This window comes from Planosporangium mesophilum (genome assembly GCF_016863255.1).
In the GTDB taxonomy this organism is placed as follows: domain Bacteria; phylum Actinomycetota; class Actinomycetes; order Mycobacteriales; family Micromonosporaceae; genus Planosporangium; species Planosporangium mesophilum.
In genome coordinates this window covers 72,754-97,563 of the sequence record NZ_BOON01000030.1, presented here as the reverse complement: position 1 = coordinate 97,563, position 24,810 = coordinate 72,754, and the positions used below count along the sequence as shown (strand labels likewise).

23 protein-coding genes and 1 other RNA gene are annotated in these 24,810 nt (G+C 70.4%); 12 read left to right on the top strand and 12 right to left on the bottom strand.

The genetic code is table 11. The features are described 5' to 3' along the window. Positions 1-67: 67 nt before the first annotated feature. On the top strand, positions 68-664 hold the full coding sequence (locus tag Pme01_RS15865; protein ID WP_203935656.1) for a maleylpyruvate isomerase family mycothiol-dependent enzyme: 597 nt from the start codon (positions 68-70) through the stop codon (positions 662-664). 453 nt (positions 665-1,117) lie between these two features. Here Pme01_RS15865 and Pme01_RS15860 read toward each other — a convergent pair whose 3' ends face one another. After that, positions 1,118-2,011, bottom strand: coding sequence for a helix-turn-helix transcriptional regulator (locus tag Pme01_RS15860; RefSeq protein WP_239088259.1), 894 nt, complete (start codon positions 2,009-2,011; stop codon positions 1,118-1,120). Positions 2,012-2,183: 172 nt separating this feature from the next. Between Pme01_RS15860 and Pme01_RS15855 the strand changes: the two genes are divergently transcribed. The 5 genes from Pme01_RS15855 to Pme01_RS15835 all read left to right on the top strand — a co-directional run bounded on the left by Pme01_RS15855 (position 2,184) and on the right by Pme01_RS15835 (position 6,047). After that, positions 2,184-3,590: an MFS transporter gene (locus tag Pme01_RS15855; RefSeq protein WP_168116389.1), complete on the top strand. Its 1,407-nt coding sequence runs from the start codon at positions 2,184-2,186 to the stop codon at positions 3,588-3,590. 77 nt (positions 3,591-3,667) lie between these two features. Further along, positions 3,668-4,105 (top strand): DUF2255 family protein, encoded by a 438-nt coding sequence (locus Pme01_RS15850; protein ID WP_168116390.1) that lies wholly within the window; start codon positions 3,668-3,670, stop codon positions 4,103-4,105. Between the two features lie 24 nt (positions 4,106-4,129). Beyond that, complete coding sequence (locus tag Pme01_RS15845; RefSeq protein ID WP_168116391.1) at positions 4,130-4,465, top strand: carboxymuconolactone decarboxylase family protein; 336 nt, start codon at positions 4,130-4,132, stop codon at positions 4,463-4,465. 104 nt (positions 4,466-4,569) lie between these two features. Then, on the top strand, positions 4,570-5,592 hold the full coding sequence (locus Pme01_RS15840; RefSeq protein WP_168116392.1) for a zinc-dependent alcohol dehydrogenase family protein: 1,023 nt from the start codon (positions 4,570-4,572) through the stop codon (positions 5,590-5,592). A 47-nt stretch (positions 5,593-5,639) separates the two neighbouring features. Next, positions 5,640-6,047: a (R)-mandelonitrile lyase gene (locus tag Pme01_RS15835; protein WP_168116393.1), complete on the top strand. Its 408-nt coding sequence runs from the start codon at positions 5,640-5,642 to the stop codon at positions 6,045-6,047. 244 nt (positions 6,048-6,291) lie between these two features. Here Pme01_RS15835 and ssrA read toward each other — a convergent pair. The 7 genes from ssrA to Pme01_RS15800 all read right to left on the bottom strand — a co-directional run bounded on the left by ssrA (position 6,292) and on the right by Pme01_RS15800 (position 12,261). Continuing rightward, positions 6,292-6,666, bottom strand: a transfer-messenger RNA (tmRNA) gene (ssrA, locus tag Pme01_RS15830). A 96-nt stretch (positions 6,667-6,762) separates the two neighbouring features. Then, entirely contained in the window at positions 6,763-7,239 is a 477-nt protein-coding gene (smpB, locus tag Pme01_RS15825) for an SsrA-binding protein SmpB (protein WP_168116394.1), read from the bottom strand. A 137-nt stretch (positions 7,240-7,376) separates the two neighbouring features. After that, positions 7,377-8,615, bottom strand: coding sequence for a M23 family metallopeptidase (locus Pme01_RS15820; RefSeq protein WP_168116395.1), 1,239 nt, complete (start codon positions 8,613-8,615; stop codon positions 7,377-7,379). Positions 8,616-8,769: 154 nt separating this feature from the next. Then, positions 8,770-9,648 (bottom strand): permease-like cell division protein FtsX, encoded by an 879-nt coding sequence (ftsX, locus tag Pme01_RS15815; RefSeq protein ID WP_168116396.1) that lies wholly within the window; start codon positions 9,646-9,648, stop codon positions 8,770-8,772. Between the two features lie 78 nt (positions 9,649-9,726). Beyond that, positions 9,727-10,407, bottom strand: a complete 681-nt coding sequence (gene ftsE / locus Pme01_RS15810; protein WP_168116397.1) for a cell division ATP-binding protein FtsE — start codon at positions 10,405-10,407, stop codon at positions 9,727-9,729. A 198-nt stretch (positions 10,408-10,605) separates the two neighbouring features. Next, a complete protein-coding gene (prfB, locus tag Pme01_RS15805) occupies positions 10,606-11,727 on the bottom strand; it encodes a peptide chain release factor 2 (RefSeq protein WP_168116398.1) in 1,122 nt (373 codons plus the stop codon). 18 nt (positions 11,728-11,745) lie between these two features. After that, positions 11,746-12,261 carry a PadR family transcriptional regulator gene (locus Pme01_RS15800; protein WP_168116399.1) on the bottom strand — a complete coding sequence of 172 codons (516 nt, stop codon included), beginning with the start codon at positions 12,259-12,261 and terminating at the stop codon, positions 11,746-11,748. 437 nt (positions 12,262-12,698) lie between these two features. On the opposite strand from Pme01_RS15800, the gene Pme01_RS15795 reads away from it, so the two are divergent. From Pme01_RS15795 to Pme01_RS15780, 3 genes are all read left to right on the top strand, one after another. Continuing rightward, positions 12,699-13,904 carry an ROK family transcriptional regulator gene (locus tag Pme01_RS15795; protein ID WP_168116400.1) on the top strand — a complete coding sequence of 402 codons (1,206 nt, stop codon included), beginning with the start codon at positions 12,699-12,701 and terminating at the stop codon, positions 13,902-13,904. Positions 13,905-14,105: 201 nt separating this feature from the next. After that, positions 14,106-15,371, top strand: a complete 1,266-nt coding sequence (locus Pme01_RS15785) for a 6-phospho-beta-glucosidase (RefSeq protein WP_168116401.1) — start codon at positions 14,106-14,108, stop codon at positions 15,369-15,371. After that, positions 15,359-16,387, top strand: a complete 1,029-nt coding sequence (locus Pme01_RS15780) for an N-acetylglucosamine kinase (RefSeq protein ID WP_168116402.1) — start codon at positions 15,359-15,361, stop codon at positions 16,385-16,387. The genes Pme01_RS15785 and Pme01_RS15780 overlap by 13 nt, the downstream gene beginning before the upstream one ends. On the opposite strand, the gene Pme01_RS15775 is transcribed toward Pme01_RS15780, so the two are convergent. Both Pme01_RS15775 and pruA read right to left on the bottom strand, forming a co-directional pair. Next, complete coding sequence (locus tag Pme01_RS15775) at positions 16,351-17,166, bottom strand: tryptophan 2,3-dioxygenase (RefSeq protein ID WP_168116403.1); 816 nt, start codon at positions 17,164-17,166, stop codon at positions 16,351-16,353. The genes Pme01_RS15780 and Pme01_RS15775 overlap by 37 nt on opposite strands. Then, on the bottom strand, positions 17,163-18,794 hold the full coding sequence (gene pruA / locus Pme01_RS15770) for an L-glutamate gamma-semialdehyde dehydrogenase (protein ID WP_168116404.1): 1,632 nt from the start codon (positions 18,792-18,794) through the stop codon (positions 17,163-17,165). Before pruA ends, Pme01_RS15775 begins: the two co-directional genes overlap by 4 nt. A 182-nt stretch (positions 18,795-18,976) precedes the next feature. On the opposite strand from pruA, the gene Pme01_RS15765 reads away from it, so the two are divergent. Continuing rightward, positions 18,977-19,990 carry a hypothetical protein gene (locus Pme01_RS15765; RefSeq protein ID WP_168116405.1) on the top strand — a complete coding sequence of 338 codons (1,014 nt, stop codon included), beginning with the start codon at positions 18,977-18,979 and terminating at the stop codon, positions 19,988-19,990. On the opposite strand, the gene Pme01_RS15760 is transcribed toward Pme01_RS15765, so the two are convergent. Beyond that, complete coding sequence (locus tag Pme01_RS15760) at positions 19,978-20,481, bottom strand: DUF6912 family protein (protein WP_168116406.1); 504 nt, start codon at positions 20,479-20,481, stop codon at positions 19,978-19,980. The genes Pme01_RS15765 and Pme01_RS15760 overlap by 13 nt on opposite strands. Before the next feature lie 255 nt (positions 20,482-20,736). Between Pme01_RS15760 and Pme01_RS15755 the strand changes: the two genes are divergently transcribed. Further along, positions 20,737-20,973 carry a helix-turn-helix domain-containing protein gene (locus Pme01_RS15755; protein ID WP_168116407.1) on the top strand — a complete coding sequence of 79 codons (237 nt, stop codon included), beginning with the start codon at positions 20,737-20,739 and terminating at the stop codon, positions 20,971-20,973. 149 nt (positions 20,974-21,122) lie between these two features. Next, the gene (locus Pme01_RS15750) at positions 21,123-21,698 is read left to right on the top strand and encodes an Rv3235 family protein (protein WP_168116408.1); all 576 of its coding nucleotides are present in this window, start codon (positions 21,123-21,125) and stop codon (positions 21,696-21,698) included. Positions 21,699-21,758: 60 nt separating this feature from the next. Here Pme01_RS15750 and secA read toward each other — a convergent pair whose 3' ends face one another. Further along, positions 21,759-24,635: a preprotein translocase subunit SecA gene (secA, locus tag Pme01_RS15745; protein ID WP_168116409.1), complete on the bottom strand. Its 2,877-nt coding sequence runs from the start codon at positions 24,633-24,635 to the stop codon at positions 21,759-21,761. Positions 24,636-24,810: the final 175 nt, after the last annotated feature.

The window sequence follows — 24,810 nt, the reverse complement described above, 5'->3', positions numbered from 1 at the left end:
GCCCCAAGTCCAATGCGCGTACCGTCAGCAACCGCCCTACGGTGCGCCTTATCCGAGAGGAATGACCGTGACCGGCCTCCAGTCCTGGGTGGCGCCGACCTATGACGCCCTCGCCGACCTACTCGCCTCCTCACCTGTCCAGACTTGGGACGCCCCGTCGCTCTGCGAGAAGTGGCAGGTGCGGCACGTGGTCGCGCACGTGACGATGCCGGCTCGGCTGACGCCCGAACAGTTCGGAGCCGAGATGGCGGCGGCCGGCGGGGACTTCGCCGTACTCTCCGACACCGTGGCCGCGCGCGACGCCTCCCTGCCGGTCGCCGAACACCTGGACGGCCTGCGCTCCCCGCTGCTGCACGCGTGGCAGCCGCCGGGTGGCGGCGCGGCCGGTGCGCTCAGCCACGCCGTCATCCACGCCCTCGACGTGACGGTCGCGCTCGGCCGCCCGGCAGTCGCTCCAGAAGAGGCCGTGACCGCCATCCTCGACGAGCTCACCGCCGCGAACGGTGCGTGGTTCGGGCTCGACCTGACCGGCGTCCGTCTCGAGGCCACCGACACCGGCTGGAGCTGGGGCAGCGGCGAGGTCGTGCGTGCCGAGAGCGGTTCTCTGGTGGCGCTCCTGAGCGGCCGCACTCTTCCCGACGGCCGAGCCCTACCCCGCAGCTGACCCACCGAGGCCGACGACCGCGTGGCTGTAACCGGACCTGATCAGCCTTGCTCACGTCCTGGGACGCTCCGCCGTTACGCCCGATCACCCGGCACCGGCCGAGATCGGCATTCCGCAGACGGTGGGCACCCAGCCAAAAACCCAGAACGCCCCGGACCAGGTGGTCCGGGGCGTTCTGCCATTCTGCGAAGAGTCTCCGCACATTCTGCGAAGACCCCCCTGTGGGGTTTTCCCGAAATGCCTTCTCGCAGGTCACGATGTTGCGGTTGACCTTCCCCAGCGAGCCCTTCACAACACGAATGCGTTTTGTTCACACGGGCTCGTCTCTGGCGACAAATGACGTGCCTGGCAGACCCGGGCGCTCGTCACGGGAGCCGCGTGGCGTCGGCAGCGATGTGCTCGGCTGCGTCGAGATGTGCCCCAAGCGAACCGGGCGAGGAGCTTCGACGGGGATCAGGCATCGTTGCGTGTGGGTTCTGCCGGTGTTTCCTCTTGCGTCGCCGCCCAGCTGGCGAGGAGGCGGAGCGCGTCCTGGGAGGCGGAGCCGGGCTCGGCGCTGTAGGCGGTCATGGTCAGGCCGGGGTCGGCCGGCAGCGGCATCGCCTCGAAGTTCAGGCTGAGCTCGCCGACGACGGGGTGATGGAAGCGTTTGAGCCCAGTCTGGTGCAGCCGCACGTTGTGCGCGGCCCACCGGGTCCGGAAGTCCTCGCTGCGCGTGGAGAGTTCTCCCACGAGGTCGGTCAGCGCCTTGTCGTACGGGTCGCGTCCGGCCTCGGTGCGCAGCAGGGCGACCGCGCTGTTCGCCGACTCATCCCATTCGGGATAGAACTCGATCGCGCGGGGGTCGAGGAATCTGAACCGGGCCAGGTTCGCCGGCCGGGCCCGGTCGTCGAACACCGGAGAGTAGAGCGCGTAGCCGAGCCGGTTGGCGGCGAGGACATCGAGGCGTCCGTTGCGCACGAACGCTGGCGCGTCGGTCATCGCGTCGAGGAGTTGCTGCACCCCGGGCCGGACTCGCTGCGCTGCGGGTCGGCGGCGGGTACGGGGGGTGGTGTTGGCCGCACGGGCCAGGTCGAACAGGTGGGCGCGTTCGGCCTCGTCGAGCTGGAGCGCACGGGCGAGCGCCTCGAGCACGCTGTCGGAGACGCCGTTGAGGTTGCCGCGCTCCAGCCGGACGTAGTAGTCCGGACTCACCCCGGCGATCATCGCCACCTCCGCCCGGCGCAACCCGGGCACGCGTCGGTTGCCGCCGTAGACCGGCAAGCCGGCCTGCTCCGGCGTGATCCGAGCCCGACGCGAGGCGAGGAACTCGCGGATCTCGCTGCGGAGGTCATCATTGCTGGTCACCATCCCGAGTTTATGGACGCTGCCCTCCATCACAGGGGTACTGCCTTTACCCCTCTCAGCAGGGCCTCTCTCACGACGCGGATACGTGGTTGCGTGGAGGTGTCACCAGAGACCGCCGGTGACGGCCACCCCCATCGGGGTGGACCAAAGCATCCGCAGGAGCCAGCTTCCGATGACCATGCCTTCCGTCATGCGACGCCAGCGCATCAGCTCAGGCGCGTCGGACGGCTCCCGTTCCAGTTCGACTCTGGCCGCCGCCGTGCTCGGCTTCTTCGTGATCACGCTCGACGCCGTCGTGGTCAACGTCGCCCTGCCCTCGATCCGGCGCGACCTCGGCGGCGGCATCACCGGGCTGCAGTGGGTGGTGGATGGCTACACGCTGATGTTCGCCGCGCTGCTGCTGTCCTCTGGAGCACTGTCGGACCGGGTCGGCGCGCGCCGGGCGTTCGCAGCCGGCGTCACGGTGTTCGTGGTCGCGTCCGCAGCCTGCGGCCTGGCGCCGAACCTGGGGGCGCTGGTGGTGGCCCGATTCGTGCAGGGCGGGGGGGCCGCGGTGATGATGCCGTCGTCGATGGCGCTGATCAGCCAGGCGTATGCGGATCCGGTGAGACGGGCGCGCGCGGTCGCGGTATGGGCGATGGGCGGCTCCGCTGCGTCGTCGGCCGGCCCGGTGGTCGGCGGTCTGCTCACCCTGGCCAGCTGGCGATGGATCTTCTTCATCAACCTGCCGGTCGGTGCGGTGGCGCTGATCCTGCTCGCCCGCACGGCTCGCTCGCCGCACCGGACGGTGCCGTTCGACTGGGTCGGGCAGGTGACCGCGACCCTGGCGATGGGCGGTCTCACCTATGGGGCGATCGAAGCCGGCGCCGCAGGCTTCGCCGCGCCCCGGGTGGTGACGGCCTTCGCGGTGGCGGTGGTGGCGCTGATCGCCTTCCTGGCGGCCCAGGCGCGCGGCGCGCACCCGATGGTTCCCCTCGACCTGTTCCGGTCGCGCACCGTGACGGTCGCCGTCGCCGTCGGGTTCGCGTTCATCGTCGGCTACTACGGGCTGCCGTTCGTGATGAGCCTGTACCTGCAGCAGTTGCGCGGCCTGTCGTCGCTGGCCACCGGCGCGGCGTTCCTGCCGATGATGCTGATCGGCGCCGCCCTGACCCCGTTCAGCGCCCGCCTCGCCGAACGGCTGGGCGCGCGAGCGCTCATCATCGCCGGCCTGGTCGCGATGACGGCGGGCCTGGTGATCCTCGGCGTCGCGCCGGCCTCGACGCCCGTGTCGGCGCTGGCCGTGTTGATGGTCCTCGTCGGGGTAGCCGGTCCGCTGGTAATGCCGCCGATGACCGCGATGCTGCTCAACGGCGTCCCCGGACACCGGGCAGGCACGGCCAGCGGCGTGTTCAACACCAGCCGGCAGGTCGGCGGCGCGCTCGCCGTGGCCGTGTTCGGCGCGCTACTGGCGCAGCCTGCCGGTTTCATGGCGGGCCTGCGGACCAGCCTGCTGCTCGCGGCCGGGGTCGCGCTCGCGGCCGCCGCCTCGAGCCTGCTGCTGAAGCCGTCCTCCCCAGACGGGCAACCCACACATTGACGGGGCGTTGGACCGGCCCGAGCGGCCAGCATCAGCGCCCGGACCGAGAACGCCACGACACCGGAGATGGCAACGAGATGAGTAACTGGACTGCCGAGGAACTCGACACGATCGGTAGCGCGGACGAACTCGAGATCGCGGCGTTGCGGACGGACGGGTCGCTGCGCCCCTACACCACGATCTGGGTCGTGCGGGTCGGCGACGACCTGTACGTACGGTCCTACCGGGAACGTGGGGGCGCCTGGTTCCGGTCAGTGCTGCGCCGCCCCGAGGGGCGCATCCGCGCGGGCGGAGTCGAACGCGACGTCACGTTCGACGAACCCACCGACGCCGACCACGACGTGATCGACCGGGTGTACCGCAGCAAGTACGCCCGCTACGGCGGCACGTACGTCGACCCGATGGTGAGCCCAGGTGCGGCCGCGGCGACGCTGCGGCTGAACGCCCGCTGCCCCATCCCCGGGGCGCTGGCCACACAGGGCCTTCCATCCGCACGCGCAGCCGCGACCGGGTAACTGAACTGGAAAAGGATGAGAGAAATGGCAGACAACGCAGAACATACCGAACCCTCGGGCGCCGAGAAGATGTTCGGCGACTTCGCACCCGCCCTGGTGGCCTACACCGACGACGTGCTGTTCGGGCAGGTCTGGAAGCGCCCGGAGCTGTCGCCGAAGGAGCGCAGCCTCGTCACGGTCGCAGCCCTGACGACCAGCGGGAACACCGAGCAGCTGGTGTATCACCTCGGCCTGGCGAAGGAGAACGGTGCGACCGAGCAGGAACTGATCGAGGCGATCACCCACCTGGCTTTCTACGCCGGATGGCCGAAGGCCATGTCGGCGATGGCCGTCGCCAAGCAGGTCTTCCGCGGCGAGTGACCGCACCGGCCACGGCAACACCCCGCACCGGGCCACGCCGCAGCCGGGCCGGATACCGATCATCCAACCCTGTAACACCCCACGCCCTGAAGGGACGACCAACCATGCGAGGAGCCGTACTCCACGCCCCCCGGGACATCCGCGTCGAGAAACGCGACGACCCGAAGATCTCCGCGCCGACCGACGCCGTCATCCGCATGGCCGCCACCTGCGTGTGCGGCTCGGACCTGTGGCCCTACCGAGGAATCGAAGCCGTCAACGGGCCGGCCCCGATGGGCCACGAGTACGTCGGCATCGTCGAGGAGGTCGGCAGCGAGGTCCGGTCGATCAAGCCCGGCCAGTTCGTGATCGGCTCATTCTTCGCCAGTGACAACACCTGCGAGATCTGCCAGGCCGGCTACCAGAGCTCATGCGTGCATCGCGAGTACGTCGGCGCGGGCGGCGCCCAGGCCGAGCATCTGCGCGTTCCGCTCGCCGACGGCACCCTCGTGGCCACCCCGGAGATCCCCTCCAACGACCTAGTCCCGAGCCTGCTGGCGGCCTCCGACGTGCTCGGCACCGGCTGGTTCGGCGCCGTCGCCGCCGACGTGCGGCCCGGCAAGACAGTCGCCGTCGTCGGCGACGGCGCGGTCGGCCTGCTCGCGGTGCTCGCGGCCAGGCAGCTGGGCGCCGAGCGGATCATCGCGATGAGCCGGCACGAGCCCCGGCAGAAGCTTGCGATCGAGTTCGGCGCGACCGACATCGTCACCGAACGCGGCGTCGAGGGCGTGGCGAAGATCAAGGAACTCACCGGTGGTCTCGGGGCGCACTCGGTCATCGAGGCCGTCGGCACCCAGGAGTCGATGATGCAGGCCATCCGCGCCACCCGACCCGGCGGCCATGTCGGCTACGTCGGCGTTGCCCACGGCGTCGAGTTGCCCGGCGAGGAGCTGTTCTTCTCCCACGTTCACCTGCACGGCGGTCCCGCGCCGGTGCGCCGCTTCCTGCCCGAGCTGATCGACCTGATCTACAACCGCGACATCGACCCCGGCAGGGTGTTCGACCTGACCCTGCCGCTCGACCAGGCCGCCGAGGGCTACCGCGCGATGGACGAACGCCGCGCCATCAAGGCACTGCTGCGTCCCTGACCTCCACGACCGTCGGTCCCGAGCCCGCGACACCATAGGAGAACCACGTGGAACTACGACCCATCAACCCGACCGCGAAAGGCCCCGCGCAGACCTTCACCGGCAACGTCTACGTCACCCCCGTCCACCAGGGCCAGGGGCCCTCGCGGATGGTCGTCGCCCTCGTCCGCTTCACCCCGGGCGCCCGCACCAACTGGCACTCCCACGCTGTCGGCCAGACCCTCCACGTCACCGACGGCGTCGGGCTGGTCGGAACCCGCGACGGATCGGTCGTGCGTGTGCGCCCCGGCGACACCATCGTCTGCCCGCCAGGCGAGGAGCACTGGCACGGCGCCGCAGCGGACACCTTCATGAGCCACTTCGCCATGCTTGAGAATCTTCCCGACGGCGGTGACCCCACCACCTGGCTGGAACCCGTCACCGACGAGCAGTACCAGGCAGCGAACAAGCAGTAGCCCAGCGCCCACCGGCGATTCACCGGAGGCTTGGGTAGCGAGGGGCCCGACCGACCGTCGGGCCCCTCGTCGCATCTGGCCTGTTGCCGCCGCCGACCTGGGCTGCACCGTCCGGGGGCGTGCTCGAGCAGGTGCAGACACACGTAGGGCCCGGTCTGTTGACCGGGCCCTACGTGATCAAGTTGTGGGCTCTTCCCGAGAGCCGGATTCGGGGAAACGAATCCAGCTTTTCGGGGAAAACCCCCTGTGGAGGTGCCGGGAATCGAACCCGGGTCCTTCGTCGTGTTGCCAGGGCTTCTCCGAGCGCAGCTCGCTATGCCTCTACTCGGCCCCTCCGATCACGCGAGCGAGTCGGTGTGACGGGCCCAGTCGCAATTAATCTCGCCGCACGACCCCCGCGACCGGGTTCGATTGGCCAGCCTTCTATCTGATGCCGGTGTACCGGGGCGAAGGCTCCCCCGGACCGACAAGCTCGTTCCTAGCCTCAGGCGGCGAGGGCGAGCTGATCGCGCTTGATGTTGGCGCTTATTTTTTTCCGACGACTGATTCACGAGACAACGTCGGCTTCCTCGGCTCGCTTCACCTGCCTCGACGCACGAAGTCGAAACCAGTCACCCCCGTGATCGTTGCAGTGCTGCCCGGTGGATTCGTGCAGCCATACCAGTTTAACGCCTCAGGGGCCGAGATTCATCCCGTTATCCCGGGGCGACCTACGTCACTCCATGCCCTTGCCGCGACGGCCGACCGCCCGCTGGATCTCCCGCTGGGCGTCGCGCTTGGCCAGATCCTGCCGCTTGTCGTACGACTTCTTACCGCGCGCCAGGCCCAACTCGACCTTGGCCCACCCGTCGGAGAAGTACACCGACAGCGGCACCAGGGTCAGCCCGCTCTCCTGCAGCTTGCCGACGAGGCGGCCGATCTCCAGGCGGTTGAGCAGCAGCTTGCGGACCCGCCTCGGCTCGTGGTTGGTCCAGGTGCCCTGGGCGTACTCGGGGATGTGCATCCCGTGCAGGAAGACCTCACCGTTGCTGACGTGGCCGAACGCGTCCGTCAGCGACGCCCGACCGGCCCGCAGCGACTTGACCTCGGTACCGGTCAGCGCCATGCCCGCCTCGTACGTGTCGAGGATGGCGTAGTCGTGGCGCGCCTTCTTGTTGGACGCGACCACCTTGCGACCCTTCTCGCGCGGCATCGCCCCCACCTTCCATGACCCGGTGCGTAACCACGCAATGCTACCCGCCGACGCCGCGCACCGGCCAACGAGATCATCCCGCCCAACGAGAACGGCGCCCTCCCACTTGCAGGAGGGCGCCGTTCTCCCGAACACGATCAGCAGAGGCAGGCGGGCAGCCAGCCCTGGGGGTTCTCCGGCGTACCGTCGCGGCGCACCTCGAAGTGCAGGTGCGCACCGGTCGACGCGCCCGTCGAGCCGACCCGGCCGATGGCCTGGCCGCGGCGGACGTACTGGCCGGCGGAGACCATCATCGCCGACTGGTGGCCGTAGCAGGTGGCCAGATCCCGGCCCTGGTAGTTGCCGTGCGAGATACAGGTGTAGTTGCCGTACCCACCGTTCCAGCCCGCGCGTACCACCCGGCCGTCGGCGGCGGCGTAGATCACCTGCCCGGACGGTGCGGCGATGTCCATGCCGGCGTGCAACTGCCAGACCTTGTAGTACGGGTCGTAACGCATGCCGTAGTCACTGGACTTCCACCCGGCCGTCGGCATCATGAAGAACGCACCGCCGCCGGAGGGCGGCGTAACGGTCGGCGGCGGACTCCCGCCGTTGCGATTCTTCGCCGCCTCCCGCAGTTCGGCGGCGATCCGGTCGCTCTCCGCCTTGAGCCGGTCGTAGTTGGCGAGGACCGCCGTCCGCTCCTGGTTCGCCACGTCGATGGCCTGCTGGCGCTGGGTGATCAGGTTCTGCACGTCCGTCGCGGCCTGCTCGGCGCCGGCCTGGGCGGCACGGGACGCGGCGAGGGCCTGCTGAGCCTGTTGGCGGCTCTGATCGGCGCGCTGGCGGGCCACCTCGGCGGCGTCCTCCCGCTCCTTGGCCTGCGCGCGGGCCACGGTCAGCGCGTTGAGCGCCCGCGTCTTCCCCGCCGCGACCTGGTTGAGGTACCCCACCCGGTTGGCGAACTCGCTGGGCGAGCCGGACTCCAGGATCGAGTTGAGCGCCAGGAAGCCGCTCCCGCGGTACGTCTGCGAGACGAACTCGCCGACGTGCGCCCGCGACTCGTCGACCTTGACGGCCGCCGACTGGTACTCCTTGGCCGCCTCGGTCTTGACCTCGTCGGCCGCGGCCGCCTCGCGGTCGGCCTGGCGGGCCACGACCTCGGCCGCGGCGACCCGGCCACGGGCGTCCGCGAGCATGTTCTGCGCCCCCGGCAGTTGCGCGTTGGCCTGGGCGTACTGGGCCACCGCCTGCTGCGCCCGGGAGGTCGCCGCTTCCAGCGTGGCGCTGGTCTGCGCCAGCTCGGCGTCGACCCGGCTCTTGTCGTCGGCCGGGTCGGCGCCGGCGGGAACCGCCCCGAACAGGACCACCGCCAGGGTCAGGGTGAGGACCGGCACGGTCCTCCGGCGGCTCGAACGAGTCGTCTCCAACGGTAACCCTCCAGTAGTACTCGAGAGTTACCGTACGCCACAAAAACGTGTCAAGAGTGCATCTTGAACAAAACGGACGTGTCGGCTATGCAGTTGGGCCTAAACGGTGTCATCCGGATGGTCAGACCCGGACATAGAACCGCAAAGTGATCCAACCGGTGATCGCGTTGATCGCCGCACCGATACCGGCCAGCACCGGCAGCATCAGCAGGACGTTGCTCTCGGGGATCGGCGGGAAGACGTTCTGCAGGGCCTTGAGCGAGCCGTCGAGGAACAGGTGCTTCGACAACCACAGGGCGGCGAAGGCCAGGATCGCGCCGACCAGGCCGGCGAAGACCGCCTCCAACACGAACGGCGCCTGGATGAACCAGTTGGAGGCCCCGACGAGCTTCATCACCGCCACCTCGCGGCGTTTGCTGAACGCGGCGATCTGGATCATGTTGGCGACCAGCAGCAGAGCGGCCAGGCCCTGCACGATCGCGACGATCAACGCGACGTTCTGCACGGAGTTGAAGATGCCGAAGATCTTCCCGAGCAGCTTGCGCTGGTCGATGATCTCGGAGATCCCCTCCTTGCCGTTGTACCTGCTGGCGACCTCGTTGAACTGGTTGGGGTCCTTCAGCTTGACCCGGTACGACTCGGGCAGGCTGTCCGGCTTGGTCGCGTTGACCAGGTCGGGCGCGTCCTTGAACTGCTCCTTGAACCGCTTCATGGCGGTCTCGCGGCTCTCGTAGATGACCGGCTGCTGTACCAGCGGGTCGCGCTCCAGGTCGGACTTCAGCGCGGCGCGTTGATCGTCGGTGACGTCCAGTTTGAGGAAGATCGAGACCTCGACCTTGCCGTAGAAGAAGTCCTGCAAGCTTTTGACCTGCATGTACATCAACAGGCTGGCGCCCAGCATGGTGAGCGAGACCGCCATTGTGATCATCATGGCGATCGTCATGGTCACGTTGCGCCACAGTCCCGTGACAACCTCGGCCAGGACGTACTTCGCGCGCATCCGGTGGGGTTCCTTCCCAGTTTCTTACGCGTTCGGCTGGCTTACGACTGGTGGTACGGGCCGAACCGGCCCGTCAGTTCAGCCGTAGACGCCGCGTGCTTGGTCGCGGACGATACGCCCGCTCTCGATCTCGACGACGCGACGCCGCATCTGGTTGACGATGTTGGAGTCGTGGGTCACCATCACGACGGTGGTGCCGGTCCGGTTGATCCGGTCGAGCAGCCGCATGATCTCGACCGAGGTGTCCGGGTCGAGGTTTCCGGTGGGCTCGTCAGCGAGCAGGATCAGCGGCCGGTTGACGAACGCGCGGGCGACCGCCACCCGCTGCTGCTCCCCACCGGAGAGCTCGTGCGGGTACCGGTGCTCCTTGCCGCCAAGGCCGACCAGCTCCAGAACCTCGGGGACGACGCGGCGCGCCACGCCCTTGGACTTGCCGATCACCTCGAGCGCGAAGGCGACGTTCTCGTACGCGGTCCGGTTCGGCAGCAGCCGGAAGTCCTGGAACACGCAGCCGATCGAGCGCCGGAAGGTGGGGATCTTCCAGGAGCGCATCGTGGTGACGTCGCGCTCGTTGACGTACACCTTGCCCGAGTTGGGGGTGATCTCATGAAGCAGGAGCTTGATGATCGTCGACTTGCCGGAGCCGGACGGACCGATGAAGAAGACGAAGTCGCCCTTGTCGATCGCCACCGACACGTCGTCCAGCGAGGGCCGGGACGCCTTGGGATACGTCTTCGTCACATGCTCGAGCTGAATCACGGGTCGTGAGTCTACGCGGGGAGCCCCAAACGCCAAAAGCGCCGAGGTGGGACCCCATACCCTCGCCCCGAAAAACGGCCCAAACGGTCAGTCGGATCAATACCCACGCAAGGGTTTCGTCACTGGCTGTGACTTAGGTCATGCCAGCGACACCGGCCGGCGCGCCGCCGGGCGTCGCCGCCGGCCGTCCTCCCCGACTCAGCCCGCCTCGGCGGCCATCTCCTGCTGCTTGCGCCAGCGGATGCCGGCCTCGATGAAGCCGTCGATGTCGCCGTCGAAGACCGCCGACGGGTTGCCCGTCTCGTGCTCGGTGCGCAGGTCCTTGACCATCTGGTACGGGTGCAGCACGTACGAGCGCATCTGGTCGCCCCAGGAGCCCGCCACGTCACCGCGCAGCGCGTTCAGCGTGGCCGCCTCCTCCGCCCGCTTGACCGCCAGCAGCTTGGCCTTGAGCACCGTCATCGCGGTCGCCTTGTTCTGCAGCTGGGACCGCTCGTTCTGGCAGCTCACGACGATGCCGGTGGGCAGGTGGGTGAGCCGGACCGCCGAGTCCGTGGTGTTGACGCCCTGGCCGCCGGGGCCGCTGGACCGGTAGACGTCCACCCGCAGGTCGTCCTCGGGGATCTCGATCTCGTCGGTCTGCTCGACGACCGGAACCGTCTCCACCGCGGCGAAGCTGGTCTGGCGGCGCCCCTGGTTGTCGAAGGGGCTGATCCGCACCAGGCGGTGGGTGCCGCCCTCCACCGACAGCGTGCCGTACGCGTACGGCGCCTTGACCGTGAACGTGGCGGACTTCAGGCCCGCTTCCTCGGCGTACGAGGTGTCGTAGACCTCCGTCGGGTAGCCGTGCCGCTCCGCCCACCGCAGGTACATCCGCAGCAGCATCTCGGCGAAGTCGGCGGCGTCGACGCCGCCCGCGCCGGAGCGGATCGTGACGACCGCCTCGCGGGAGTCGTACTCCCCCGACAGCAGCGTGCGGATCTCCAGCTCCTCGATCGCCCGGCGCAGCGCCACGACCTCCTGGCCGACCTCGGCCAGCGACGACTCGTCGCCCTCGGCCTCGGCCAGCTCGAGCAGGACCTGCGCGTCGTCGAGGCGTCCGCGCAGCCGCTCCAGCTTGTTGATCTCACCCTGGGCGTACGACAGGCGCGACGTCACCTGCTGCGCCCGCGCCTGGTCGTCCCAGAGGTCGGGCGCGGACGCCTGCTGCTCCAGGTCGGCCTTGTCCCGGCGGAGCCGGTCAAGATCCAGGACGGTCTCGATATTGCGCAGGGTGGCGTCGAGCTGCTTGAGGGCGTCGGCGAAGTCGGCAGCGGTCACGGTGTCAAGCGTAGTCTGCTATTTCCCCGGAACCGATTTCAGCCAGGACAGCGCGGCCTTGTGGTACCCGACGGCGAAATCCAGGGCGGCGGCGCCGAACTCGTCGCCGGCCTTCCTGGTCTCCTTGGCCCGTTCCCGGGCGTCGGCCAGGGAGGCGCTGTGGTACTCCGTCGCCTGCTCGTACAGCTCCTGGAGCTGGGCGGGCGACTGGTGGGCACCGAACGCGACCCGCAGCGCGACCGGGTTACGCAGCGCCTCGCGCCCGTCCGGCTCGGCCAGCCAACGCGCGAACGCGCGCTTGCCCGCCGGGGTGATCGCGTACGGCTGGCTCGAACGCGCCCCCGGTTTGCCCAGCCGGACGTAGCCCAGATCGGCTAGCGCCGGAAGCTCCCGGTAGACCTGACTACGGGTCATCGACCAGAATGGCCCTAGTCGACGGGTCGCGGCGGCCATCAACTGACCGCCGGTCATCGGACCCTCGTGCAGCAGCCCGAGCAGGGCTGCCGCTGTCGCGTTGAGACCAGATTCCGCCATACCTCCACGCTCCCATCTATTCAGTCACGCGTCCAGGTTTTCGCAGAATCCACAAAGAACAGTCGTCGCGGGACAGTCGCTATAGGACAACGTTTGTCGATGTACATCGGTGCAGGCCAGAAGGTATCCCGGACGGGGCGCTGGAGCCAGCCCTGTCCCCCGACCGGGTGACCCGACGGGACCGGAGCCTCATCTGCGCGACCCGGTCGGGCGAAAGCCCGGCGCCGGGTCACCCGGTCATGGAGCCGGCGCGAGCCGACCGTCCCGAACGTGACACTGCTGCCCCGATACGGCGGCTCGACCCATCAAATTTCTTGAATCTGCCGCCGGACGGGCACCCGGGCGGCGCCCGCGGAGGCCAGACTCTTGACGGACCGATCGGGCGCGCCTACGGTCCGAGGAACTGTTAGTCAACCTGCCTTACAGTTGGAGCCGCGGTGTCCCGCCTCGCCGGTTCGTCCAAGCTGCTGCGCGCGATGAACGAGAGCGCCGCACTCGCACACCTGCTCGAGCGCGGCCAGCTCACCCGGGCCGACCTGCGGGAACTCACCGGCCTGTCCAAGCCGACCGTCTCCGAGGCGCTGCGCCGGCTCACCGGGGCCGGGCTGGCGGGCGTGGTCGGCCAACTGCGCGGTGGTCCCGGCCCCAACGCCGAGATCTACGCGGCGAACCCGGACGCCGCATACGCGGTCGCGGTGTCCGTACGCGACAGCGGCGACACCGACCTCCCGTCGGTGGTCGCCGCCGCCAGTGACCTGTCCGGCCAGGTGCGTGGTCGCGCCGAGATCGCCGTGGACTTCCTGCGCACCCAGCCGGTCGACGCGGTGGTCGAGATCGTGGACCGGCTGCGCGACGAGGTCGGGATACCGGCCGGCCGGCTGGCGTACGTCCAGCTCGCGGTCGCGGCCTCGTACGACGCCGCAACGGAGTCGATCCACCACGTCGGCGTCAGCGGCGGCTGGAGCCGACCGGGCCTCGTCGGCGACCTGCGCAGCCGCCTGCGTACCCCGGTGGGCGTGGACAACGACGTCAACCTCGCCGCGGTGGCCGAGCGGCGCCGCGGCGCCGCCCGGGAGGCCGACGGCTTCGCGCTGCTGTGGCTGGGCGAGGAGGGCCTCGGCCTCGCCATCGACCTCGGCGGCACCCTGCTGCGCGGCGCGCGCGGCGGCGCCGGCGAGATCGGGTACATGCCCCTGTTCGCGTACCCCGGCTCGGACCGCAAGACGGATCTCCAGGATCTGGTCGGCGGCCCCGCGGTGCTCGCGCTCGCTGCCGAGCACGGCTTCCACGGGCGGACCGCGGCGGCCGCCGTCGCCGGCGCGGCCGCCGGTGGAGACACAGCCTCGGCGTTCTTCGCCGCGCTGGCCGACCGGGTCTCGGTCGGCCTCGCGGCGGTGGTCGCGGTACTCGACCCGCCCCTCGTCGTCCTCGCCGGCCAGGTGGCGCAGGCCGGCGGCCGGCCGCTGTGCGACGCGGTGCGGGCGGCGATGGTACGGGTCGAGCCACTGGAGACCGCGATCGCGGTCACCGCCATCGACGACGACGCGGTCCTCCTCGGCGCCCTGGACGCCGGGGTCACCGCCATCCGCGAGGCGCTCATCGCCTCGGTACACGAATCCTCGGTACCCGCAACGACGACCTGACGCCATCCCACCCCCCACGATCCGTCGCTCCCGAGAGGAGTCGCTGGGGCTGGCCTCGTTCCACACGGTCCACCACGTGGACTGGAACCTGGTGACGGCGGCCACCGTCCTCACGATGGCCCCGATCATCGTCGTCTTCTTCTTCGCGCAGCGCGCGTTCGTCCAAGGTGTCACGCTGACCGGAGTGAAAGGCTAGATCGAATGAAGATCGCTGTCGTCGGGGGCGGCTCGACGTACACCCCGGAGCTGGTCGACGGGTTCGCCCGGCTGCGTGACTGCGGCTTGCGCGTCGACGAGCTGGTACTGGTCGACCCGGACGCCGAGCGGCTCTCGGTCGTCGGCGGGTTCTCCCGGCGGATCTTCGGCCACTACGGCCACCCCGGCCGGGTCACCTGGACCAGCGATCCGGACGCCGGGCTGGACGGCGCCGACGCCGTCATCATCCAGCTGCGCATCGGCGGCCAGACGGCCCGCATCAGCGACGAGACGTTCCCGCTCGAGTGCGGCTGCCTCGGCCAGGAGACCACCGGCGCAGGTGGCCTGGCGAAGGCGCTGCGGACCGTACCGGTCGTCCTCGACCTGGCCTCGCGGGCGGCCAAGCGCGCCAAGCCGGGCGCGTGGATCGTCGACTTCACCAACCCGGTCGGCATCGTGACCCGCGCCCTGCTCGACGCCGGGCACCGCGCCGTCGGGCTGTGCAACGTCGCGATCGGGTTCCAGCGGACGTTCGCGCGGCTCCTCGGCGTCCCACCGGACGCCGTCGTCCTCGACCACGTCGGGCTCAACCACCTCACCTGGGAGCGGGCGGCCTATGTCGACGGTGTCGACCGGTTGCCGTCCCTGCTGGCCGACCACCTGGACGAGGTGGCGGCCGAGGTGCGTCTGCCGCGCGCCGTGGTGGAGAACCTGGGCTGTGTCCCCTCGTACTACCTGCGCTACTTCTACTGCCACGATGAGGTCGTCCGCTCCGAGCGCGGCTCGGCCACCCGCGGCCAGCGCGTCGCCGAGATCGAGGCGGAGCTGCTCTCGATGTATCGGGATCCGGCGCGTACGACCAAGCCCGAGCTGCTGGGCCAGCGGGGCGGGGCGTTCTACTCGGAGGCCGCCGTCGGCCTGATCGCCGCGCTCCACGGCCTCGACCCCGACGGCGTCCACTCGGTGAACCTGCGCAACGACGGCACGCTGCCGTTCCTGCCCGACGAGTCGGTCATCGAGGTCTCCGCCCGGGTCGGCGCCGACGGGCCGGCCGCGCTGCCTGTCGCGCCGCTGCCGCCGGACCTGGCCGGGCTGGTCGCCGCGGTCTCCGGGTACGAGCAGCTCGCCGTCGACGCCGCGCTGCGGGGCGGGCGGCAGCGGGTGTACCGGGCACTGCTGGCGCACCCGCTGGTGGGCCAGCACGAGTACGCCGAGGCGCTGACCAACCGGCTGCTGGCGGCGAACGCCGAGCACCTGGAATGGGCACGGTGAGCCTCTTTCTCGCCGTCGACGGCGGCAACTCCAAGACCGACGTGGTCCTCGGCACCGCCGCCGGCGAGGTGCTCGCGTTCGTACGCGGCCCCGGCTCGTCGCCGCACAGCCTCGGCGTACCCGGCTGCCTGCACCTGCTCGACAAGCTGATCACCGATGCCCGGTCGGCGGCCGGCGTCGCGGCCGACACCCGGATCGAGCAGATCTCGGTGTACCTCGCCGGCGCCGACCTGCCGGCGGAGGTGGAGCGGCTGCACGCCGCGGTGACCTCGGCGGGCTGGGCGGACGCTGCCGTGGTCGACAACGACACGTTCGCGCTGCTGCGGGCCGGTACCTCCGATCCGGACGCCGTCGCGGTGGTGTGCGGCGCCGGCATCAACTGCGTCGGGCGTACCGCCGACGGGCGTACGGCCAGGTTCCTGTCCCTCGGGGAGATCTCCGGCGACTGGGGCGGTGGTCAGCACCTCGCTGAGCTGGCGCTCTGGTACGCGGCGCGCGGCGAGGACGGCCGCGGCCGGCCCACCGCGCTGTCGGCGGCGGTGGCCGGACACTTCGGACGGGCCCGCGTGGAGAGCGTCAGCGAGGGGCTGCACGTCGGCGAGGTGCCGCTGAGCCGGATCGGCGAGTTGAGCCCGGTCCTGTTCGCCGTCGCGGCCGCCGGCGACGCGGTCGCCGCCGAGATCGTCGGCCGGCAGGTCGACGAGGTGCTCGCCCTGCACCGGGTCGCCGCCGACCGGCTCGGTCTCCGGTACGCGCCGCACGCGGTCGTCCTGGGCGGCGGGGTGCTGCGCGCCCGCCACCCGCACCTGCACGAACCGGTGCTCGCCGGGCTCCGCGCGCAGGCACCGATGGCCGAGGTGACCGTCGTGACCGACCCCCCGGTGGTGGGGGCCGCGCTGCTGGCGCTGGACGCGGTGGGTGCCGGGCCGGACGCGGAGCAGGTGCTTCGGGAGGCGCTGCGCCGGGCTCCCGAGACGCGTCAGAGCCGGCCGCGCAGCTCCCACAGCTCCGGGTAGAAGCGCAGCTCGACCCGGGAGCGCAGGTACGCTCCCCCGACGCTGCCGCCGGTACCCGGCTTGGTCCCGATCTGCCGCTCCGCCATCAGGACGTGCCGGGCCCGCCACAGCGACCACGACTGGTCGTGGTCGACCAGCGCCTCCGCGAGGTCCCACAGCTGGCCGTAACGCTCCCGATCGCCGGCGATCCGGCGGTACGCGTCGAAGCGCTCCTCGGCGGTGCCGACGGCGAAGCCGGCCTTCGCCAGTACCGTGAGGAACCCGTCCCACAGGCTCGGCTCGTCCAGCCGCCGCTGCAGGTTGGTGCGTTCGGCGTCGCTCAGGCCCCGGAAGCGGCTCAGGTAGGACGGGTCCTTCAGCCCGGACAGGAACTCGATCTCCCGGAACTGGCTGGACTGGAAGCCCGACGCCGGCGCCAGCTTGTTACGGAACACCAGGAAGTCCTGCGGCGTCATCGTGTCGATCACGTCGACCTGGCCGATGAGCACCCGTTCGACGGAGCGGCAACGCTCCAGGCGTACCCGGGGAAGGTAGCTCTCCCCCGCCAGCATCCGGTTGCGGGCGTCGGTCAGCTCCCACAGCAGCAGCTTGAACCACAGCTCGTACGCCTGGTGGATGGTGATGAACAGCAGTTCGTCGTGGGCGGCCGGGTCGGACTCGGGCACCTGCTGCTCCAGCAGGTCCGCGACCCGAAGGTAGGTGCCGTACGTCAGCCGGCCGCCCTGCTCCCCGAAGTTGGGCTCGGTCACGCCTGCTGAGCCCGCTGTCCGCTCGCTCATGCGCCCATGTGCGGGTACGTGTGGTCGGTCGGCGGCGCGAACGTCTCCTTGATCGTGCGCGGGGAGACCCAGCGCAGCAGGTTGTGCCACGAGCCGGCCTTGTCGTTGGTACCGCTGGCGCGGGCGCCGCCGAAGGGCTGCTGCCCGACCACGGCGCCGGTCGGCTTGTCGTTGATGTAGAAGTTGCCGGCGGCGTAGCGCAGCGCCTTGGCGGCCGAGTCGACCACCTGCCGGTCGGTGGCGAAGATCGAGCCGGTCAGCGCGTACGGCGCCACCGACTCGGCCTGCCGCAGCACGTCGTCGAAGTCGCCGTCGTCGTACACGTGGACGCCGAGGATCGGTCCGAAGTACTCGGTGGTGAAGACCTCGTACGTCGGGTCGGTGCACTCCACGATCGTGGGGCGTACGAAGTAGCCGACCGAGTCGTCGGCGGTACCGCCGGCGATGACCGTACACGCGTCGTTGTTCTTGATCCGGTCCAGCGCCGCCGCGTTGCGGTCGAACGAGCGCTTGTCGATCACGGCGCCGCCGAAGTTGCTGAAGTCGGTGACGTCGCCGTACGCCAGCGACTCGGCGGTGGCCGCGAGCCGGTCGCGCAGGCCGCCGTTCCACAGCGACGCCGGGACGTACGCCCGGGACGCCGCCGAGCACTTCTGGCCCTGGTACTCGAAGGCGCCCCGGATCAGCGCGGTGGCCAGCCCGGCCGGCTCCGCCGAGGAGTGCGCGATCACGAAGTCCTTGCCGCCGGTCTCGCCGACCAGCCGGGGGTACCCGCGGTAGCGCGCGATGTTCTCCCCGACCGTCCTGGTCAGGTACTGGAAGACGTTCGTGGAGCCGGTGAAGTGGATGCCGGCGAGCTCGGGGTCGGCCAGCAACACGTCGGAGACGGCGATCCCGTCGCCGGTGACCATGTTGATCACACCGGGAGGCAGCCCGGCGGCCTCCAGCAGGCGCATCGTGAAGTGCGCGGCGAACTGCTGCGTCGGGGCCGGCTTCCACACCACGGTGTTGCCCATCAGCGCGGGCGCGGTCGGCAGGTTGCCGGCGATCGCGGTGAAGTTGAACGGCGTGATCGCGTAGACGAAGCCCTCGAGCGGGCGGTGGTCCATCCGGTTCCACACGCCCGGCGACGACAGCGGCTGCTCGGCGAGGATCTTGGATCCGAAGTGGACGTTGTACCGCAGGAAGTCGATGAACTCGCAGGCGGAGTCGATCTCGGCCTGGATCGGCGTCTTCGACTGGCCCAGCATCGTGGCCGCGTTCAGGGTGTCCCGCCACGGGCCGGAGAGCAGGTCGGCGGCGCGCAGGAAGACCGCCGCGCGCTCGGTGTACGGCAAGTCACGCCACATCGGCGCCGCGCGCTTAGCTGCGGCCACGGCGTCCGCGGCGTCCTGGCTGGTCGCGTTGTGCGTGACGCCCAGGACGTGCGCGTGGCGGTGCGGCTGGACCACGTCGATCGCTTCGCCGCCGCCGGGGCGCTGCCGGCCGCCGATGGTCATGGTGAGGTCGAGCCGGTCGGCGGCGAGCTGGTCGAGCCTGCGCTGCAGGCTGTCGCGCTCGGGGGTGCCCGGCGCATAGCCGCGTACGGGTTCGTTGCGCGGTTCGGGGACAGCGAAGACAGCATCCACGGGGGCACGCTCCTACATCGATCTCGGCGCCGTTGGCGAGGTCCGGTCCCATCCTTGCACGCCTCGGTGCGGGGCCCCGAACACCCTCAAGATCGCCGCGACGACGATCATGGCGGCGCTGGGCGAAGCGGCGCCGAGCGGGCCGCGTACCCTTGCCGGTGGCCGACCGTGAGGAAGAGCTGATGACCGACGCCCACAGTCCCGTCTCCACCGACGTCGCCGAGACCGAGGCCGAGGGCACCGGGCGCGGCTGGGCGACCGGCGTCCTCACCGTGCTGGCGGTGGCCTGGCTGGCCGTCACCCTGTGGTCGGCGAACGCCACCCTCTCCGGCTCGACCGGGGTGCAGGCGATCATCCAGGCGGCCCTCACGCTGCCCGTGGTCGTCACCGCCAGCCTGGTCGCCGGGGCCGCCGTCGGGCTCGCCGCCGCCCGGCCGCTCGGTGCGCGGGTACCCCGCGTCGCCGCCGCCCTCGGCGGTGGCCTCCTTGTCGGACTCGTGGTGGCCGCGCTGATCCTCGCCGGGTACGGCACGACCTCGTCGCTGTTCGTACTCGCCGCCGGGGTCGCAGCCGCGGGCCTGCTGGGCGGAGCGGTCAGCGCGGCGCTCCGGCCGCCCGTCGCGGGAGCGGCGGTGGCCGGCACCCTGGCCTGGCTGCTCCTCAGCGTGCTGATCAGCGGAAACTACAACCGGCTGCTGCGCCTGTTCGGCGGCGGCCAGGACCTGGCCTCCCAGGTCAACGCCGTTCACTGGCTGGGGCTGCTCGTGGCGGTCGTCGGCGGTGTCGTCGCCGGGTTCGTCGCGTACCGGTACCTGCGCCCGCGCGGCGAGGGGCTGCGCTGGCCGGCGTACCTCGTCGCAGGTGCCGGGCCCGGCCTGCTGCTCCTGCTCGCCGGCCTGGACGCCGCGGCCACCGGGGCGCGGCTGCGCTCGCTGGCCGCGGCGTCCAGCGAGGCGGACCAGGCCGCGCTGCACTGGTCGAGCAACGTGGGCCTCAACACCGCGATGGTGGTCATGTTCGCCGGGGCGATCACGGCGATGATCGCGTTCGGCCGGACCCTGCAACCGGAGGCGGCGCCGGCCGAGGCAGCACCACCGACCGAGGCACCGCCGGCCGAGCCGGAGGCGGGGCGGGGCGGGTCAGAGGCACCGGAGGCCGGGCCGGGGACGCCGGCGGACCGGGATCAGACGAGCTGACCCAGCTCACTCGGGTCGTACCACTCCAGTTCGTGGTCCTCGGCGCCGTCGACGGTGAACTGGGCGTCCGGGTCGCCGGCGATCGCCTCCACCACCACGTCCGCGGCCGCCGCTACGTCGCCCTCCGCGTCCGCCCCGTCGACGTGTACCGCCGCCACCGCTGACAGCGGCACCGCGCCGAGCACCCAGACCAGGCTGGAGCCCAGCTCCTGGTCGCCGTGCCGGCGTACGCCCTGTGTCGGGATGTCGACCGAGACGACGACGCGGCGGCGGGGCGCCTTCGGGTCGTCGCGGAGCAGTCGGAGGGCGCCCTGCGCGGCGCGCGTGAACGCCACGTACTCCAGCTCTTCGTCGTCACCCTCGGCGTACCACTCGCGCAGGGTCGGGGTGACGGCGTGGGCCTCGCTCGGTGGCTCCAGCTCGCCCCGCTCCTTCAGGGCCGCCAGGGCCGGAAGTGTGGCGGGCAGGTATACCCGGACGTACTCGGTCACCGCGTGCACTCCAGTCGGCCAGTGATGGGCGCCGGTGGCGGCACCGCTCCTTTGGTACACCCCGTCCAGCTCGGACGGAAGTGTTTCAGCACAAGTCTGAACTCTTTCCCCCACGGGCGGCGAGATACCACCGCGGCGAGTCGTCCGGGCGCGTCCAAGGGTGCCCTGAAGGGAGGCTGACGGAGGACGGCGGAGGCAATCGGTGGCAAACTGGGCCCACCCGCCCCACCCGCCGATCACGGAGAGCCAACTCGCATGGAGCCGCGGTTCCTGCTCATGTCCGACGTCGCTGAGCAGCTCAACGTATCGATGTCGCAGGTCTACCACATGGTGCGGAGCGGCGAACTGCCCGCGATCAAGATCGGCGGCCGCGGCCAGTGGCGGATCGAGCGCAGCAGGCTCGAGGAGTACATCCAGCACAAGTACGACGAGACCGCGGCCTGGGTCCGGCAGAACCCGTTGACCGGGCGCGAGGAGCCGGACGAGGAGTAATCCGCCGCTTTTCACGGTCTCGGGAGGTCCGCCGGACCTCCCGAGATCTGTTTTCCGGCATCCTTCTTGACTCCGCACTCTAGCCTGGATACAAACGCTCGAAGGCAAACGTAAGCAAACGCAAGATCATATGGATCGCGGAGGCTTGCATGACCGCCACCCTGACCACGCCCGGTCCACCCCGCCCCCTCGTCCGCATCCGGCGGGCACCCGCGCTCGAGCCGCCGGCCGACGACGACCGGAGCTCCGACGACCACCCGGTCTGCCCGGGACAACTCGCGCTGTTTCTCTCCGTTCACGGAAGCCGGGACGACACCGGCGCCCGGGACGGAGCAGGCGCGCGGAGCGGAACAGACGCGCGGAAAGAACCGGGTGCCGAGGACGGCAGCGCCGCCACGCCACCCCCGGCGCACGCCGCCGTCAGCCGGTTCGTCGCCGCCTGTGTCGAGGTGCTCAACGGGTTCCGACCCGCCGCCCACCTGCGGCCGCTCATCCCCACCGAGCGGTTCGCCGGCGTCATGACCCAACTGACCCGCCGGGCGGTACGGCTGCGGATGCCCGGCCGGGAGCGCATCGTGGTGCGCCGGCTCCGGGTGTGCGAGCAGCGCGCCGGCGTCGCCGAGGCGGTCGCGGTGCTCGGCACCGGCGAGGCCTCCTGGGCGATGGCGCTGCGCTTCGAGTACCGCGGCGGAAGCTGGCTGTGCACGCTGCTGGAGGTCGTGTGAACGCAGGAAGGTGGCCGCCCCGGAACCAGTCCGGGACGGCCACCTTCAGGCCACGACGGGTCAGGCGCCGGCAGGCGCGCCGTGGCAGCGCTTGTACTTCTTGCCGGAGCCGCAGGGGCACGGCGCGTTGCGCGACGGCCCGTTGCTGGCCGACGGGCCGGGCGACGGCTTGCGGCCGGCGGTCGGCGCCGGCCCGGACAGGCGCGGGCCACCCTGCGAACCGCCGTCTCGCGAACCGCCGATACCGAGGGCGGGCGCCTGCTCGTGCTCGATCATGACCCCGCCGGCACCGGCCTCACCGTCGATCGTCGGCGCCGAGTACTGCAGCGCGCGCGGCAGGTGGGAACCCAGCCCCTTGGCACGGATCTCGACCTGCGTCTGGCTGTCGGGCAGCGGCAGGGCCGGGGTACCGGCCGCCACCTCTGGCGCCGGCACCTCCTCGATCTGCACCTTGAGGTTGAACAGGAAGCCGACGGCCTCCTCCTTGATGCCCTCCAGCATCTGGGCGAACATATCGAAGCCCTCGCGCTGGTACTCCACGAGCGGGTCGCGCTGGGCATACGCCCGCAGTCCGACGCCCTCCTGGAGGTAGTCCATCTCGTAGAGGTGCTCGCGCCACTTGCGGTCGATCACCTCGAGCAGCACCCGCCGCTCCAGCTCCCGCATGACCTCGGCGCCGAGCTCCTCCTCGCGCCGGTCGTACGCGGCGTGCGCGTCCTCCTTGAGCTGCACCTCGAGGAACTCCTTGTCGAGCCCCTCCAGGCCACCCGACTCCTCGACCAGCTCGTCGACGGTGACGCCGACCGGGTAGAGCTGCTTCAGGCTGCTCCACAGCCGGTCGAGGTCCCAGTCCTCGGCGTACCCCTCGGCCGTGGCGCCCTGCACGTACGCGGTCATCGTGTCGTCGATCATGTGCCGGACCTGCTCGTGCAGGTCCTCGCCGTTGAGCACCCGCTTGCGCTCGGCGTAGATCACCTGGCGCTGCTTGTTGAGCACCTCGTCGTACTTGAGGACGTTCTTACGGATCTCGGCGTTCTGCGCCTCGATCTGGGTCTGCGCGCTCCGGATCTGACGGGTGACCATCTTCGACTCGATGGGCACGTCCTCCGGGATGTTGAAGCGCTCCATGACCGCCTCGACGGCGCCCGCCCGGAACCGGCGCATCAGCTCGTCCTGCAGCGACAGGTAGAACCGGGACTCGCCGGGGTCACCCTGCCGGCCGGAGCGGCCGCGCAGCTGGTTGTCGATCCGCCGGGACTCGTGGCGCTCGGTGCCCAGCACGTACAGGCCACCGGCGGCGACGACCTCGTCGGCCTCCTCGTCGCACAGCTTCTTCCAGCGGTCCAGCGCGTCGTCCCAGGCGGCGGCGTACTCGTCGGTCTCCGGCTCCAGGCCGCGCTGGCGCAGTTCGGCCGCGGCCAGGAACTCCGGGTTCCCGCCGAGCAGGATGTCGGTACCACGACCGGCCATGTTGGTGGCCACCGTGACCGCACCCTTGCGCCCGGCCTGGGCGACGATCTCCGCCTCGTCGGCGTGGAACTTCGCGTTCAGGACCGAGTGCGGGATGCCGCGCCGGCGCAGCAGCTGCGACAGGATCTCGGAGTTCTCGACGCTGACCGTACCGACCAGGACCGGCTGGCCGAGCGAGTGGCGCTCGACGATGTCCTCGACGACCGCGTTGAACTTGGCCTTCTCGGTCTTGTAGATGACGTCCGAGCGGTCCATCCGGATCATCGGCCGGTTGGGCGGGATGCTGACCACGCCGACCTTGTAGACCTTGTTGAACTCGCCGGCCTCGGTCTGCGCCGTGCCGGTCATGCCGGACAGCTTCTCGTACAGCCGGAAGTAGTTCTGGAGGGTGATCGTGGCAAGAGTCTGGTTCTCCTGCTTGATCTCCACGCCTTCCTTGGCCTCGATCGCCTGGTGCATGCCCTCGTTGTAGCGGCGACCGTGCAGGACGCGGCCGGTGAACTCGTCGACGATCAGGACCTCGCCGTCGCTGACGATGTAGTCCTTGTCGCGCTTGTAGAGCTCCTTGGCCTTGATGGCGTTGTTGAGGTAGCCGACGAGCGGCGTGTTGACCGACTCGTACAGGTTGTCGATGCCCAGCCGGTCCTCGATCCGGGCGACGCCCCGCTCGGTGACCGCGACGGTGCGCTTGCTCTCGTCGACCTCGTAGTCACCCTCGCCATCGGTGCCGCGCTCCATCCGGGCGAGCAGCTTGGCGAACTCCATGTACCACCGGGCGGACTGCTCGGCCGGGCCGGAGATGATCAGCGGCGTGCGCGCCTCGTCGATCAGGATCGAGTCGACCTCGTCCACGATCGCGAAGTTGTGGCCGCGCTGCACCAGGTCATCGGCGGACCAGGCCATGTTGTCGCGCAGGAAGTCGAAGCCGAACTCGTTGTTGGTGCCGTACGTGATGTCGCAGGCGTAGGCGGCCTTGTGCTCGGCCGGCATCTGGTTCGGCAGGATCACGCCGACGGTCAGGCCGAGAAACCGGTGGACGCGCCCCATCCACTCGGCGTCACGCTGGGCCAGGTAGTCGTTGGTGGTGACGATGTGAACGCCCTTGCCGCTCAGCGCGTTGAGGTAGGCCGGGAACACGCCGGTGAGCGTCTTGCCCTCACCGGTCTTCATCTCGGCGATGTTGCCGAAGTGCAGCGCCGCGCCGCCCATGAGCTGTACGTCGTAGGCGCGCTGGCCGAGCACCCGCCGGGCCGCCTCGCGCGCCGTGGCGAACGCCTCGGGCAGCAGGTCGTCGAGGCCCTCCCCGTCCGCCAGCCGCTCCTTGTACTGGTCCGTCAGCTCCCGAAGCTCGGCATCGGTCAGCTCCGTGTAGTTCTCCTCGATAGAGTTCACGGCGTTGGCGATGGCTTGGAGCCGGCGGACCATACGGCCCTCACCGGCGCGGAGAATCTTCTCGAAAATTGACACGGGTCAGCGCTCCCTCAACAGCCTGCGGACCTATCGTAGGCGCCCGGCGACAAAAACCGCCGCCCGCGTACCGACACGGGGCACCCTTCCATGCGAACGAGCGGGTTTTCCCCCGCTCGGAAGCGCAACGTCACCCCAGGGACGGGCATTCCCCGGTACCGGGCCCCCGACATGG

What these genes read in the sequence shown, in the direction of transcription:
- Pme01_RS15855 (WP_168116389.1), top strand. Translation starts at nt 2,184, where the DNA reads ATGACCATGCCTTCCGTCATGCGACGCCAGCGCATCAGCTCAGGCGCG.
- Pme01_RS15850 (WP_168116390.1), top strand. Translation starts at nt 3,668, where the DNA reads ATGAGTAACTGGACTGCCGAGGAACTCGACACGATCGGTAGCGCGGAC.
- Pme01_RS15845 (WP_168116391.1), top strand. Translation starts at nt 4,130, where the DNA reads ATGGCAGACAACGCAGAACATACCGAACCCTCGGGCGCCGAGAAGATG.
- Pme01_RS15840 (WP_168116392.1), top strand. Translation starts at nt 4,570, where the DNA reads ATGCGAGGAGCCGTACTCCACGCCCCCCGGGACATCCGCGTCGAGAAA.
- smpB (WP_168116394.1), bottom strand. Translation starts at nt 7,239, where the DNA reads ATGCCGCGCGAGAAGGGTCGCAAGGTGGTCGCGTCCAACAAGAAGGCG.
- ftsX (WP_168116396.1), bottom strand. Translation starts at nt 9,648, where the DNA reads ATGCGCGCGAAGTACGTCCTGGCCGAGGTTGTCACGGGACTGTGGCGC.
- Pme01_RS15800 (WP_168116399.1), bottom strand. Translation starts at nt 12,261, where the DNA reads ATGGCGGAATCTGGTCTCAACGCGACAGCGGCAGCCCTGCTCGGGCTG.
- Pme01_RS15785 (WP_168116401.1), top strand. Translation starts at nt 14,106, where the DNA reads ATGAAGATCGCTGTCGTCGGGGGCGGCTCGACGTACACCCCGGAGCTG.
- Pme01_RS15780 (WP_168116402.1), top strand. Translation starts at nt 15,359, where the DNA reads ATGGGCACGGTGAGCCTCTTTCTCGCCGTCGACGGCGGCAACTCCAAG.
- Pme01_RS15775 (WP_168116403.1), bottom strand. Translation starts at nt 17,166, where the DNA reads ATGAGCGAGCGGACAGCGGGCTCAGCAGGCGTGACCGAGCCCAACTTC.
- Pme01_RS15765 (WP_168116405.1), top strand. Translation starts at nt 18,977, where the DNA reads ATGACCGACGCCCACAGTCCCGTCTCCACCGACGTCGCCGAGACCGAG.
- Pme01_RS15755 (WP_168116407.1), top strand. Translation starts at nt 20,737, where the DNA reads ATGGAGCCGCGGTTCCTGCTCATGTCCGACGTCGCTGAGCAGCTCAAC.
- Pme01_RS15750 (WP_168116408.1), top strand. Translation starts at nt 21,123, where the DNA reads ATGACCGCCACCCTGACCACGCCCGGTCCACCCCGCCCCCTCGTCCGC.